General features: G+C 40.5%; 14 protein-coding genes. 1 reads left to right on the top strand and 13 read right to left on the bottom strand.

The annotated features are described in order from the left end of the window. Positions 1-104 precede the first annotated feature (104 nt). Positions 105-302 carry an excisionase gene (locus EDD74_RS13410; protein ID WP_116441541.1) on the top strand — a complete coding sequence of 66 codons (198 nt, stop codon included), beginning with the start codon at positions 105-107 and terminating at the stop codon, positions 300-302. Positions 303-489: 187 nt separating this feature from the next. Here the strand turns inward: EDD74_RS13410 and EDD74_RS13405 are convergent, their stop codons facing one another. The 13 genes from EDD74_RS13405 to EDD74_RS13340 form a co-directional block, all read right to left on the bottom strand. Continuing rightward, a complete protein-coding gene (locus EDD74_RS13405; protein ID WP_116441540.1) occupies positions 490-1,680 on the bottom strand; it encodes a tyrosine-type recombinase/integrase in 1,191 nt (396 codons plus the stop codon). Positions 1,681-1,758: 78 nt separating this feature from the next. Beyond that, on the bottom strand, positions 1,759-1,962 hold the full coding sequence (locus EDD74_RS13400) for an excisionase (RefSeq protein WP_116441539.1): 204 nt from the start codon (positions 1,960-1,962) through the stop codon (positions 1,759-1,761). A 374-nt stretch (positions 1,963-2,336) separates the two neighbouring features. Beyond that, positions 2,337-2,576, bottom strand: coding sequence for a helix-turn-helix domain-containing protein (locus EDD74_RS13390; RefSeq protein WP_174704847.1), 240 nt, complete (start codon positions 2,574-2,576; stop codon positions 2,337-2,339). After that, positions 2,569-2,997: an RNA polymerase sigma factor gene (locus EDD74_RS13385; protein WP_008787630.1), complete on the bottom strand. Its 429-nt coding sequence runs from the start codon at positions 2,995-2,997 to the stop codon at positions 2,569-2,571. Before EDD74_RS13385 ends, EDD74_RS13390 begins: the two co-directional genes overlap by 8 nt. A gap of 279 nt (positions 2,998-3,276) precedes the next feature. Then, the gene (locus EDD74_RS13380; protein ID WP_004612108.1) at positions 3,277-3,501 is read right to left on the bottom strand and encodes a hypothetical protein; all 225 of its coding nucleotides are present in this window, start codon (positions 3,499-3,501) and stop codon (positions 3,277-3,279) included. Positions 3,502-3,515: 14 nt separating this feature from the next. After that, the gene (locus EDD74_RS13375) at positions 3,516-4,289 is read right to left on the bottom strand and encodes an ABC transporter permease (RefSeq protein ID WP_116441536.1); all 774 of its coding nucleotides are present in this window, start codon (positions 4,287-4,289) and stop codon (positions 3,516-3,518) included. Further along, positions 4,273-5,229 (bottom strand): ATP-binding cassette domain-containing protein, encoded by a 957-nt coding sequence (locus tag EDD74_RS13370; protein ID WP_116441535.1) that lies wholly within the window; start codon positions 5,227-5,229, stop codon positions 4,273-4,275. The genes EDD74_RS13375 and EDD74_RS13370 overlap by 17 nt, the downstream gene beginning before the upstream one ends. Before the next feature lie 87 nt (positions 5,230-5,316). Next, positions 5,317-5,949, bottom strand: coding sequence for a TetR/AcrR family transcriptional regulator (locus tag EDD74_RS13365; protein WP_116441534.1), 633 nt, complete (start codon positions 5,947-5,949; stop codon positions 5,317-5,319). A gap of 128 nt (positions 5,950-6,077) precedes the next feature. Further along, positions 6,078-6,980, bottom strand: a complete 903-nt coding sequence (locus EDD74_RS13360) for a conjugal transfer protein (protein WP_116441533.1) — start codon at positions 6,978-6,980, stop codon at positions 6,078-6,080. 16 nt (positions 6,981-6,996) lie between these two features. After that, the gene (locus tag EDD74_RS13355; RefSeq protein ID WP_116441532.1) at positions 6,997-8,004 is read right to left on the bottom strand and encodes a C40 family peptidase; all 1,008 of its coding nucleotides are present in this window, start codon (positions 8,002-8,004) and stop codon (positions 6,997-6,999) included. Then, positions 8,001-10,211, bottom strand: coding sequence for a CD3337/EF1877 family mobilome membrane protein (locus EDD74_RS13350; RefSeq protein WP_116441531.1), 2,211 nt, complete (start codon positions 10,209-10,211; stop codon positions 8,001-8,003). Before EDD74_RS13350 ends, EDD74_RS13355 begins: the two co-directional genes overlap by 4 nt. Next, on the bottom strand, positions 10,211-12,661 hold the full coding sequence (gene tcpF, locus EDD74_RS13345; RefSeq protein WP_116441530.1) for a conjugal transfer ATPase TcpF: 2,451 nt from the start codon (positions 12,659-12,661) through the stop codon (positions 10,211-10,213). The genes EDD74_RS13350 and tcpF overlap by 1 nt, the downstream gene beginning before the upstream one ends. Beyond that, positions 12,639-13,037 (bottom strand): conjugal transfer protein, encoded by a 399-nt coding sequence (locus EDD74_RS13340; RefSeq protein WP_116441529.1) that lies wholly within the window; start codon positions 13,035-13,037, stop codon positions 12,639-12,641. The genes tcpF and EDD74_RS13340 overlap by 23 nt, the downstream gene beginning before the upstream one ends. Positions 13,038-13,135 lie beyond the last annotated feature (98 nt).

Raw genomic sequence — 13,135 nt, 5'->3', positions numbered from 1 at the left:
CAGAGAAATATCCATGATTCTTGTTCATTCATCTGAGATAGAAACTTTAAAAAACCTTTATTTTAAAGGAAAAAAGACTTGATTTATTAGGGAGGAAGATGCCTATGGTAAAAGAAGTTCCTATTTGGGAAAAGAGTAATTTAACTCTTGAGGAAGCAGCTGCATATTCTGGTATCGGAATTAACAAGCTCCGCAAAATGACGGATGAGCAGAATTGCCAGTTTGTTTTATGGAATGGAACAAAGCGATTGATTAAACGTAAAAAATTAGATGAATATACGGAAACAGCATATTCTATATAAATTATTAAAGGAAAAAACTTACTAAATTTCTGATTATCTTTTCATAAGTTGGTAAATGCCGATATATCCCGTATTTTAGGGCTTTATCGGTATTTTCTTTTTGGAAGATACCTTGCATAAGCTGGCATTTACCAGCATGAAAATGCAACCAAAAGTAGTAAATGAGTAGTAAATATAAGCTCCGATATTAACAAGCCAGTCTTTCCAGTTCCGCTTTTGCAGATTGAAATGTACCGTGTGCGTAATAGCCAAGTGTCATGGTTATGTTAGCGTGTCCCATGAGATATTGCAGGGTGTTTGGGTTCATTCCTCTATTTGCCATATTCGTACAATAAGTATGCCTGAATGAATGTGGTGTGATGTTCGGTAACTTATCCGTGTGATACTTGTTATATTTCTTAATCAATCCTCGCACCATACCCTCATAGTTTCCTGCAACTTTAGGCAAGCCCTCACGGTTTAAGAATAGGAAATTGCTGTAACCACCTACAATCAGCGGTTGTGCTTTTCCTCTGTTCTTTAGTATTCTTTGGATTGCTTGATAAGCCCGTTCTGTCAATGGAAGTTCCCGTTTTCCGTTTTTGGTCTTTGGTGTTTCAATATAGTAGCCCATTTCGCTATCTTTCAATAACTGGTGGTCTATATTGAGTATTCTGTTCTGCATATCAATATGCGTCGTCAGTCCGCAAAATTCAGAAATACGAAGTCCCGTTTCCAACAGAAGCACAACCTCATCATAATACTTGCTGTAAATCTTATCCTTTTCCATAAAGGCAAGCAGGCGTTCTTCCTGCTCTGGTGTAAGGATAACTTTCTGCTCTGTATCATCTTCCAGAACATCACTTAGTTTAAATTCAAATGGGTTCTTTCTGATACAGTCGTCTTGTATCGCCATGTAAAATGACGCTTTCAAGGAACGCTTATAGTTATCAATTGTTTTATAGGCATATCCTTTTTCACTCATTCTGATAGCCCATTCTTTAGCGTCCGACTGCTTAACAGTATCAATCGCCCTCATACCCAATGGGTCATTTTTCAGAGCGTTCATAAGATACTGTCGTCCCTTTTCGGTAGCCCTCTTGATGTTCTTTCTTTGGCTGTTCTTTTTCTCGTAAAGCTGGCAGACTGTCATTTTACCGCCGACTGTGTCGATACTGTCGTTAAGGTCTTTTTTTATCTGTGCTTCTTTTTCCCTCAATGAAATATCATCACGCTTTCCAGCAGGTGTCTTGTCTGTCGGTACAAGTTTCCAAGAATAGATAAATTGTGGCTTTCCGTATATATCGGTATATTTATAAACGTATCTTCCGTCTTTTCGCTGGCTCTCTCCATTACGCAAATTGCGATTTTTACTGTCTTTTCGTTTCACATTAGACATAGTGTAAAGCTCCTTTCCGTCATGGAATGAGCCGTGATACGCTATACTTTATTATACCATATCTACGGCTCAATGACATTAGATTTCGTCCAATGTATCTATGATTTTTTCAAATTTTTTTCGCTTAATCTGAATACGATTACCGTTCACGATAACCCAGCCAGCGTCAATATTTTCTTCGGCTAATTTACGCAATTTCTTTTCGCCAATGCGGAAGTATTTGGACGCTTCTTCAATCGTCAGCGTATATTTTTCCCAGATAGGCACATCAGTATTGTTCATAATCTATGCACCCCCTTTACTGTGTGTCATTTTTTACAAGCAGGCAGACGGCTTTGGAATGCTCCGTTAGTATCCCAACTATTCCCATTCTTGTGGGCAGAACCGCACCATGCGGACGTATCATTATTCTGTGAGGATAGGTCGTGGCAAAACGACTTTTCCAACAGTCGCTCTCGGATCACTGCGTGGGTCGCTCGCTTTCTTTTGAAAAGGTCGTGGCGTACAGTCCCCGTGGCTCGCTATCTCACAAACGTATCTGTCTGCTTTATTCAGTTGTCAAAGAGCTGTGGCGAAAGCGTGTTGCTTTCATGTAAAAACAGGGGCAGAGCAGGAAAGAGGGGATTGAACAAATCATGCTCTGCGGTTACTGCTTGTTATTCTTCGGTTTCTAAAGGAATATCAAAGTCCAAAATCATTTTAATAAGTGCTTCTCTGATACGTCCTTTTAATTCCATGTCTACGACTATGCAGACATTACCATATTTGTCGTAGAACGGACGCAAACAACATTTTGATATGTACGGGTCATACAATGCTAGTATCTTTTCAATCGCATTTACGTTGCCGTCCACAGCCGACGAAATAAGGTAAAATGACGGGTGTGTGTTATTCATCATTCATGTTCTCCTTTAATTTTTTCTTGATTTCTTCAAGTGAGTTCTTCCTACTGCGGAACGACGTTGAACGGTTAATCTTTAATCTGTCGCCGATTTCTGTATCGCTCATGCCTAAGAAGAAATACATCAACAAGATTTCTCTGTCTTTTTCAGACAGATACTTAATCGCTTCTGCTAAATCATCATCAAGGACACGAACTTCAATACCACATACATCAAAGGCGGTATAATCGCTTTCGTATTCGTCCCAGACTGCCAGCTTTTCCACGACGATTTCTGGAAGTTCACAATAGGAAATTTCCTTATTTCTTCGTCGCTTTAATTCTTTGCGATAATTACGGACAATGCCTTTTACTACACGCTTGAGCTTGCAGTCAAATTGACATTGTATTGTCTTTTGGAAGTCCGACGGTTTCATATCATCACACCCCCTTTCCGTTATGACGTGAAAAGTGTTTATCCCTCTTTCCGCACCATATCTGTACAGCAAGGTGTGATTTGTTGCATGAATTTGAAAAAAAGTGAAAAAATTTTTTCGGGTATAAAAAAAGCCCGCACAAAACATATAGTCTGTACGAGCTATTAAAGCTGTGAGATATTCAGTTGTTGATAAAATGCTGTTAGGTAGTGTATGACTGTATAAGATTATGTTTAAAACTTTCCATAATACAAGCCCCCTTACAGCACTTGATTTCTATTACACTTTTGTCTTTTTTGTAATCTTGTAAATATATTCTTCTGGTGTAGGGCGTTTATTTCCAAAATACTTTCTGAAATTTGCCTGCACTTCTGGGTCGGTGCTGTTCATAGCTTCATCAATCGTCGCTTCAATATCAGCCCGAACATCAGCCAATGATACACCGCCAGCTTTTGCACCAGCTTTCAATGCTTTTTTAATATCTCGTTTTTTTAGTCCTATCATAATTCAACCTCTTTCTAATTGTGTAAACGTTTCTTAAATAAAACTAAAGACACAAGATAAAACGTAATTGTTAATCCTACACACCATATTAAAGCAATTATAAATACCTTAATATCTAAAGGATTTCCTAAAAAGGCATTTCGCATAATATCTATAATGGGAGTCATAGGTTGATATTCTGCAAATACTTTCATAATTGAGGGTAATGTTTCGGTTGGTACAAACCCAGAACTTAAATAGGGAAGTATGATTGCTATTGCTGATAATGAACTTGCTCCCTCTGCACTGTTTGTTATTACCCCGACAATAACAGCCAACCATGATAATACAGATATTATCCCAACTAATAATATGAATACAATTCCTATGTCTGTTATATGGAGTGACGGACGAAAGCCAAGTAATATTGCTATCAATACTACAACAACTGTACTTATAATACTCCTTATGAAAGCCTCTAAAATATGACCATTCAATATTGAAATTTTATTGATAGGCAATGTACTAAACCTTGTAACAATGCCACTTGTTACGTCTTTATTTACCATAATAGCGGTTGTAGAAGAACCTTGAGCAATGCATTGTAATAAAATTCCCGGAACGATAAAATCTACATAAGAAATACCCTCAATCTGAATAAGGTTACCGAAAAGAGAAATAAATAGTAACATCATTAGTGCTGGTAGAATAATACTGGTTAAAAAAGTATCTGGGTTTCTTTTCGATAAAAGTAAACAACGTCCTGCCATTGTAAAAGTATCATTATACCTTTTAGTCTTTGACTTCATTTGATTTTCCCTCACTTTCTTCAATCATGGATAAAAACACATCTTCTAAGGTAGGTGCAAGTTCTTTAAAGTTTTGAATAGAAATTTCACTCGTATATAACATATAGAATATTTTAGACAATGTATCTGCTTTTCCGTCAGTAAACACAATAATGCTATATTCTTCTGGAGTTATGGAAACTTTATAATCTTTCATCAACAATATAGCTTTCTCAAATTCTTCTGAATTTTCAAATGTAAATTGTACTTCTCCTTGTGGGAGATATGCTTTTAATTCCTCTGGCGTTCCCTCTGCGATGATTTTTCCATTGTCCAATATGCCGATTATATCTGCCAGTTGTTCTGCTTCTTCTAAATATTGAGTAGTTAGAAAAATCGTTACACCAGACTTGTTTAAATCTCTAATTATATTCCACATACTATGACGACTTTGTGGGTCTAATCCAGTCGTTGGTTCATCTAAAAAAATAATTTTAGGATTTCCGATCAAGCTCATTGCTATATCTAGTTTTCGCTTCATTCCACCAGAATAAGTAGATACAATACGGTTTGAAGCCTTTGCTAATTCAAAATATTCTAACAAATTATCAGCCGTTTCCTCTGGCTTTGATAAGTGACGTAATTTCCCCATAATAATGAGATTTTCTTTTCCTGTCAAACATTCATCAACAGCGGAAAACTGCCCTGTCAAACTAATCACTTCATGTACTTTTTGCGGATTATCAAAAACATTATATCCCTCAATTTGAACCGTACCATTATCTGCTTTGATTTGCGTTGTTAATATACGAATAGTTGTTGTTTTTCCAGCACCGTTTGACCCTAATAAAGTATAAATAGTGCCTTTAGGTACAGAGAACGTTACATTGCTCAATACCTCTTTATCTTTATACTTTTTCTGCAATGCAGATACACATATTGAATACTTAACTTCTTCCATGATAACATCTCCTTTACATTATAATACCGAACAAATGTATGTATATATGTTTTTTTAATTGCCTATCTCTAGGCAATTTATTTGTAACTATTCAAAATAGGGTAATTCTGTTATCTTTTCGCTTATTTCTTCATTCAATAAAGGCAGACCCATATTTTCAAGCATTTCTTTTATGCAATGAAATCTGTTTTGTAACTCTTCTCTATTAGCTGGAAAGATAGAAGGTATTAACCAAATATCCATTAACACCAAAAATTCTGCAAGTTCTTTTTTATATTGTGTTTTAATAGACCCGTCATTTATCCCTTCTTCTATAAATAATTCCCAATAGGGACATAAACGACGACGGTTTGTTTCAATCATACGAGCTAATACATGAGGATTTTTCAACATGGGAATAGCTTGTTTCGTCAATTCTATCTGTTTTTCATCAGATTGATTTAATATGATTGCCATTCTCATTTTTTGAAGTCCGTTTAAATCTGTCCGAGCTTTTACTTTCTCAAAAGGATTATTGTTAAAAAACATCTTATCTCCTAGTGCGTCCATGATTTCTTCTTTAGACTTAAAATGATGATAGATTGCCCCTTTGCTTAATCCGCCTAATTCATCAACAATATCTTGAATTGTTGTTTTATCATATCCTTTTTCAAGAAACAAACGTTGAGATACATCTAATATTTTTTCAACCGTTATTTCAGGATATTTATTTCTCGCCATACATACACCTCTTTTACATTCGTTCTGTATGTTTATTATATACCCCTATGAAACGATTGTCAACGTTTTCATACTATCCGTATGTATTCCTTATAGAGGGGGGGGGTAAATCCCCCTCCAAATCAGTTTTATCCTACAATCTTCCAGTTGCTATCCTTATGTAGCACAAGCTCATACTGCGACATCTGTGTAGCCTTTGTCTGATTATCAAGGAATTTCACGGCAACCTTGACTTTCACATTGTCCCCGTCTTTTGTAAAGATAGGGTTTATCAGTTCAGAATAAAGATAATCCCTGCCGATAGGTTCAATCACATTCCCAGATACATAGTAAGCAAGCTCTTTTTCTGTTGCTGTTGGATAGAGCTTAAAGAATGTTTCCAGAAATGCAGTAGCGTCATTGACAGTATCAGCGTCTACACTTGCATTTGCTTCTGGTGTCTTAGGCTCATAGTCTGATTTTTCGATTGCCGGTGCAAGGGTAGGGTTCTGAACGATTACCATATCCCCGTCAGCGTCTACATAGACTTTTACAGTATAGGTTGCTTTCACATTGCTTGTCAGTTCTCCCTCTTTTATCTGCTGATCTACTTCGTAGGTAGCAGAAAAAGTGTCCGTTCCCGACTGTTCGATATGCCATACAATCACATCTGTAACTGTGGAGCTGGTCGGTATATCGGTTCTAATGGTATCTACATTCAAGTTCTGCAATTCCTTTGTCAGATAACCGCTGATTGCCTGCGTCCTTGCTTCAATCGCTTCTTTGCTGTTATTCCATGTGTAGTAGGACTTCGCAAAATTTTTCACGAAATTTTCTATCCCGTTAGTGTCCTGCAAGCGAAGCTCAATGATTTCTTTTTCATGGGTTGTGTGCTGGTCGATAGCCGTAAAATTCTTATACACCCCAAAGCTCACACTTGCGATAAGCACCACCCACAACGCAATCACGGTTTTCTTGTGTGTGCCTACTTTGACAGTACGCACCTTTTTTTCTTTGACATTTTCTGTCGGTTTCTTATTCTTCTTAAACATATTTTCTAAGTCCTTTCTATTGTTTTACTCGTCCTGCACCGATTAAGTGCTGTTGCCAGTAACTACTATTTAAGTCTGCATATCCTATCGGATTTCCTGCATGGTACATCTGGTTATTTCCTACATAAATTGCAACGTGCGTTACATAAGTACCAGCGTTATAGGTAGAATGGAAAAATACCAAGTCCCCAGCCTTTGCCTGCGAGAGTGGCAGATGTTGGGTAGCGTCATACTGTGCTTGTGCCGTTCTCGGTAAGGAGATACCAGCTTTTCCATAACACCATTGCGTCAGTCCCGAACAGTCAAAGGAAGTGTTGGGATTGCTACCGCCATACACATATTTCCAGCCTTGATATTTCAACGCTTCATTCATTACCTTTTGTGCCAGTTCTCCCGACACCTGCGGAACTGCTAAATACTGATTGACTAATTCCACATAGAACATATTTCCATAGCCATACCGCCAGCCCCCGTTCTTCGCAACAGCTATCGGGTTGGTATAGGTTACTTTCTTTCCACCCGATTTCTCACGGGCAAAATTTTCCGCAAGATTAAAAGTGTGTTTCTTTCCTTTTCCTGCCACATATCCCACATAACCACCGCCATAGTTATAAGACTGTATCGCTACATTCAAATCGTCGATACCTTGATTTTTGCAAGAAGAAAGCAGGGACGCAAAATATTTACACCCCTGCTTGATTGAACTTTCCGTATCTAAAGAGTTGGGCGGTAAACCAAGACTTTCCGAACTCTGCATAACATCTTCTGCCGTACCGCCACTTTCTACTTGAATGATAGCCAACAGCACATTAACATACTCGGAAATATCGTTTTCTCTGGCGTATTTTTCTACCATAGGCTGATGTTTCAAGACTTCTGCGGATAAGTTCATACCCGTAATGCCAGAAGAAAAATTGCTGTTCTCGTCGTCGCTGTCCGCACTAATCAACACACCAAAGAAAAGCACCAGAGAAAAGAGGATAGGAAACAGACTGCCAATGATAGCGATATGTTTCAGTTTCATTTTTTCTTCTGTCCTTTCTTCATCACAAGGTTAGGAGTTTTCTCTGTTGTCTGCTGGTTCTTTTGTACGGTTTGCGTCTGCTGAACCTTTGTCCTGCGGTCTTTGGTATAATTCTGGCGTGTTTCCTGCGATACCACTTTTTCTACATTCTGCCTATGTACTGGCTGTGCAGGCTGGGTCGCTTTCTTATCAGAAGCACCAGAAGATAACGGACGCTCTTTGATAACAGTTGTCTTGACTGGCTCACTTGCTTTTGAAGTGGTCGCTGTGGCAGGGCGTTTCACTTCCTGCATTTTTTCCGCACTCGGCTTTGGAATGGTTGAAGCTGTGGCTGGTCGCTCATGGGGACGGGTAGCTCCCGTTGTCGCTGATCCGTCAGCCTTTCGCTGTGCCTGCCTTGCTTCTTGTGCCTTTTGAAGCTCCATACGCTTGTCAGCGATATTTTGTCTATGCTGTTCCTGCTTTTCTAAGCGTCCCGACTGTCTGGACTGCTGTTCCTGCACCATGCCACGCTTAAAGTCAGACACGCTGGACTTTGCCTTTTCCTTTGCGGAATACACCGCATAAGCGGTCTGTGTTGGCATATCCTTGATGTTTTCTTTGACAGCGTTTGCCTTGTCTTTCACTTTATTTTTCGTATCTAAGACAGCACCCACCTTTGAGCCTGCACGCTGTCCCATGCTGGAAGTGGTATTGCCCCGATTTTCTTTAGAAGCTGTATTTTTTCTTTCAGCCCTCTTACCAGCAACGGCACTTCCAGCCACCACACCAGCCACACCGCCCGTAATACCGCCAGCACTGACCGCCCTTGCAATACGGTGTTCCATACGCCTAGCCCGATGTCGCATAAACAGATACGGTCTGCGGAAAATTCTTCGTCCCATGCTTTGACTGTCGCCAGCATTAAGTGAGAACATACTCATTAAGTCGCCCAGCTTCATGTAGATACCAGCGAAACACACTATCTGCAAGAACGCCACCATGAAGAACGGATAATCTGTGGAAATGTTATAAAACATACTGGAAATGCTGAACGCCACCGTTACAATGAGCGTTATTCCTGCCCGTGTCATTATGGTATTAAACACCCTCACGATTGCCTGCTTTGCCATGCTTTCATAGCTCGGTATCATGGAAAGTAAAAAGCTGATAGGTAAAAACATAGCAAAGATAATAAAAAGTATCTGGCTGAACAACATCATGCCCGTAAGCAAGAATACAAATATCGTTATCCCTAAGTTAAAGAACAAGAGGAAGAACACCATACCTAAACGGTTCACCACCTGCGGTATTGTCAGATTGTTGTTGTCGTTGTCCTCGATTTCTGTTTTCACGACTTCTTCTCTGGTTTTCCCGTCCTCGTCCTCTGGGCTTGCCGATACCAGAGCTTCTACACGGTCTGTCCCGATTTCCTCTGCGTTGCTATTCCCGAATTGAAGCAAGAGCCACGGCTGTTCCACTTGAATAGAAAATAGGCTGTCCCGTATCAAGTCCACGCTGTCCTTACCCTCGCTGTCGGAGTTTGGGAGCATGATTTTTGTTCCCAAGTCAAGTGAAGCGGTACTGATGTCTGATGAAAATTCATTTATCTTCTTGATGTAGTCGGGAGCGTAGGCAATAAAAGAAGCGGACAGCACGAACACCACCACAAAGTTGATAACAGCGTGAAGTGCCTTGCTTGTTTCCCGTTTGATAAGTCCCGTATAGGCAACATAAAGTCCCACCACTAAGATAATGAGAAGCAGGAAACCGACATAAAAGCCAGAGCTGGAAAAACCGTTCTGTGTTACGCCTGCAAGGGTCTGTATGCTTTGTCCGATACTGTCTGCCATATCATTGATGAAGTCCAGCTTATAGGCTTCCTGCACCACATAGCCCGTGGCATTGCTTAAATAAAGGCTTATCGTCCAGACAAAGTTAGTAATGCAGTAAAGCCCATACTGCACCGATTTTCCGATACCGTCCAGCCAGTTCCACGGCAACCACGACCAGCTATTATCTACATAAAAATCAAGCTGGTAATTCGACAGCGGATATTTTGAGTAAAGATTTTCTGCATTTATGGTATCGTCCACAAGCCCCGTCGCATGAGCCACCGTCCCCAGAAGTGAAAGCAGGATAAGGGAAAGTGCCACGACAAACAGAGCCATTTTGAGAAAGTGAAAAATCTTCCTTTTTGTGAACGCACCTTTTATCCTTTCTTTCATCACTCCACCTCATTTCTCTGTACGGGCGGTCTGGTATCAAAGGCGTGTAGCAGTTCTTCAAAGACTGGGTGTATCTGCACCACACCGACACGCCCGTATAAGTCCTGCAATAAACATTGTCCGTTCTCCAAATCACGCAAGCGTTTCTGATTGTTCTCGTCGTCCTTGTCGATACCGAAAAATTCTAAGGTCTGCTTTATCTCGCCCAAGTCGGTACTACGAAAGGCAAACTTCAAGCCGATATTGTTTTTCAGACTTTCTTTTGACACGTCGCCAGAGGATTGTGTAACAAAATAAACGCCTGCCTGCATAGCACGTCCAGCACGAACCAGCTTATTTGATAAAGTTTCGCCTTGTGCCACGTTTAAGAACGCCCACGCTTCGTCCAAATCGACAATCTTAAAAATGCTTCTGTCCGAATGGATAAAATCAAGAGCAAAGGTACTAATCACAATCAGCATAGACACCGACAATAATTCAATGGTCGTGTATTCCTCAAAGGTCGTGTCCTTATCTGGCAATACTAAGTCCGCTACTTGAATGATATTGAGCTGGTTATCCAGACTGATTGCATTTTCTACCGTACCGTCTGAAAACAGCAGGTGTGCAAAGTCGTAGTCCGTGAAGCTGTCGATATGGTCTGCGATATTTCTTGCTATGGGCGTATCTTCACGGCGTAGCTCGTCTATCACATGGAGCAAGCCTCGTTTGTCGCTCTGGGTAACGGAACGAACCGCCTTACGTAACACAGGAAATTTTTCGCCGTCCCTAGAGGAAATACCCGTAAGGAATGTTAAGATGTCGATTGCCAGACTTTCAGCGTCTTTTACATTCTTCATAATCACAAACGGGTCAAGAAGTCCTGCATTGCCTTTATCGCTTGTTAGGTTTACGATATTGATTTCATGGGCGATTTCTGGAAGTGTTTCTTTCCAGTTGCCACGCTCGCTTTTAGGGTCTAACAGAAGTGCTTGACCGCCAAACAGCACCGCGTAATATACCAGAAGATTGTTACAGAACGACTTTCCACCGCCAAGCGAACCGACAAAAGCAGACGCTAAAGCGTTGGTAACTGTACCTTTTACACCTTGACTGGCAAGGGACGGTTGCAGGTACACATTTCTTCCCGTATCAACAGAATAGCCCATATAGATACCCGTAGTTTCTCCTAACTGCTGTGTCGCACCAAAACCAAGCCCTGCTAGAAAATCTGATTTTACATACTGCACATAATCATTGATATATCGCTTGCTGGCTGGTAAAAATTCAGAATGAAGCCCCAGCATATCCCCAGCAGGACGCACCAGCTTTACATTGAGGTCGTCGTAAAAGTCCTTGACTTCATCACAACGGCGTTTCAGCTCGTCAAGATCGGGTGCAGACACCCGTATGACGTAGCTTAACTTATACATACTTTCTTTGCTCTGGTCTAAGTCCGTTTCCAGCTCGTCCACGCTGTCTAAAGCGTCCACCACATTTGAGCTGGTTTCACTTCCAGCTTGATAGGCGTGATTATCCAAATCTTTCAATTCCTTTTTCTTGTTGCGGACGGTTGTTAATGCTTTTCGATTTTCCACGATTTCTACATTCATAGAAGTATCAACGGGGAATGTGAATTGCTGTTGCTGAAAATAGAAGATTTCACTTGACGGAAAATCAAGCTCGCCTACAATCGCATTGACGGTAAAGTAGGACACATAGCTTTCCTTGTCCTCATGTTCCAAGCGTAAATACCGCTGGCTTTCCTCAATCACACACCTTGTCGGGCGGATAAGGTCGTAGTATTTTATCAGCGTTTCTTTCTGCAATTTCTTCTTTGGTAACTGATACTCATAATCTTCATAAGCGATACCGTCCCTGCCGTAAAGATGTTCCATGAGATACCCAAAATCATGGATTTCCAAGCGACGCACCTTAAAGCGACGGGAGATTTTATTTTCCAGTAACTTTTCCATTTTCATGTAACGGTTGATTTCATCATTCGGCATGGAAACAAAATCATTCATCAGCGTGTGGTTCACTTCATGGAGAAATTCCGTGAACGTCAGCCACGCCGATTTTTTGATGTTCTTCAGATTGAGCTGTTCTTCCGTAACCATGAGCTTAAAGCCAAGAAAAAAGCGGTAGTCCACTTGATTGTCCCCAATCATAGATACTAACGCTTCGGTCTGTTCGTCTATCTTCTGATAGGCAACTTCCTTTAATTTTCCAGTTACCAGCTTCTTTGACTGTTCCTGCTGACTTCGGATTGAGCTTTCTGTGGCAATCTGCAACGCATGAATTTTTCCCTCACGGGACTGTGCGATAAGCTGGCGAAAGCTGTCATGCACGATAAATTTCTGCTCTGCGGATAAGAAAGAATAGTTGTACGGTATCAGCTCATAGTAAGCGAACACCTCATTGTCCTTGTTCCAGACAAGGTTGTTGTCAATATATTTTATCGGGAACATAGTTCACACTCCTTACTGCCGTGATTGTTTCATTCAAGGTCTGCTTATGCAGTTTTACGGCTTTTCCTGCATAAGTAATTTTCGGTCGCAGGGCATAAGCTATCTGTGATTTCAAAAAGCTGTACGGCTTCTTTCCGTCAAAAGTTTTCTGCGACATAAACCAAGTGAGAGCAACGGGAATACCGAAGTATTTGAGAAATGCTCCCTCAATCATGGAAAGTGGGGGAATATCCCCAAACAAAATGATGATAAATTCTGTAAGCACAAACCATGTAATCTGGGTAAAAGTAACGGGAAAGGGTAAGTTAAAGTCATTGATTGCATACAAGACTTTTTCCACGTTCCAGATACCCGTGTAGCTTTTAATCTTTTTCAAGTTCTTTCAGCTCCTTTCGTAAGTTCTTCAAAGAGAAAAGGACAGCCATTTTCAGACTGTCCCTTAAAAGAGAAATACGCTGTCAGTAGCAACCATGC

It is taken from the genome of Faecalimonas umbilicata, assembly GCF_004346095.1.
In the GTDB taxonomy this organism is placed as follows: domain Bacteria; phylum Bacillota; class Clostridia; order Lachnospirales; family Lachnospiraceae; genus Faecalimonas; species Faecalimonas umbilicata.
Note: the sequence above shows the minus strand (reverse complement) of the source record. Positions and strands in the feature narration are given on the sequence as shown.

What these genes read in the sequence shown, in the direction of transcription:
- EDD74_RS13405 (WP_116441540.1), bottom strand. Translation starts at nt 1,680, where the DNA reads ATGTCTAATGTGAAACGAAAAGACAGTAAAAATCGCAATTTGCGTAAT.
- tcpF (WP_116441530.1), bottom strand. Translation starts at nt 12,661, where the DNA reads ATGTTCCCGATAAAATATATTGACAACAACCTTGTCTGGAACAAGGAC.
- EDD74_RS13400 (WP_116441539.1), bottom strand. Translation starts at nt 1,962, where the DNA reads ATGAACAATACTGATGTGCCTATCTGGGAAAAATATACGCTGACGATT.
- EDD74_RS13390 (WP_174704847.1), bottom strand. Translation starts at nt 2,576, where the DNA reads ATGAATAACACACACCCGTCATTTTACCTTATTTCGTCGGCTGTGGAC.
- EDD74_RS13410 (WP_116441541.1), top strand. Translation starts at nt 105, where the DNA reads ATGGTAAAAGAAGTTCCTATTTGGGAAAAGAGTAATTTAACTCTTGAG.
- EDD74_RS13350 (WP_116441531.1), bottom strand. Translation starts at nt 10,211, where the DNA reads ATGAAAGAAAGGATAAAAGGTGCGTTCACAAAAAGGAAGATTTTTCAC.
- EDD74_RS13385 (WP_008787630.1), bottom strand. Translation starts at nt 2,997, where the DNA reads ATGAAACCGTCGGACTTCCAAAAGACAATACAATGTCAATTTGACTGC.
- EDD74_RS13375 (WP_116441536.1), bottom strand. Translation starts at nt 4,289, where the DNA reads ATGAAGTCAAAGACTAAAAGGTATAATGATACTTTTACAATGGCAGGA.
- EDD74_RS13365 (WP_116441534.1), bottom strand. Translation starts at nt 5,949, where the DNA reads ATGGCGAGAAATAAATATCCTGAAATAACGGTTGAAAAAATATTAGAT.
- EDD74_RS13380 (WP_004612108.1), bottom strand. Translation starts at nt 3,501, where the DNA reads ATGATAGGACTAAAAAAACGAGATATTAAAAAAGCATTGAAAGCTGGT.
- EDD74_RS13360 (WP_116441533.1), bottom strand. Translation starts at nt 6,980, where the DNA reads ATGTTTAAGAAGAATAAGAAACCGACAGAAAATGTCAAAGAAAAAAAG.
- EDD74_RS13355 (WP_116441532.1), bottom strand. Translation starts at nt 8,004, where the DNA reads ATGAAACTGAAACATATCGCTATCATTGGCAGTCTGTTTCCTATCCTC.
- EDD74_RS13370 (WP_116441535.1), bottom strand. Translation starts at nt 5,229, where the DNA reads ATGGAAGAAGTTAAGTATTCAATATGTGTATCTGCATTGCAGAAAAAG.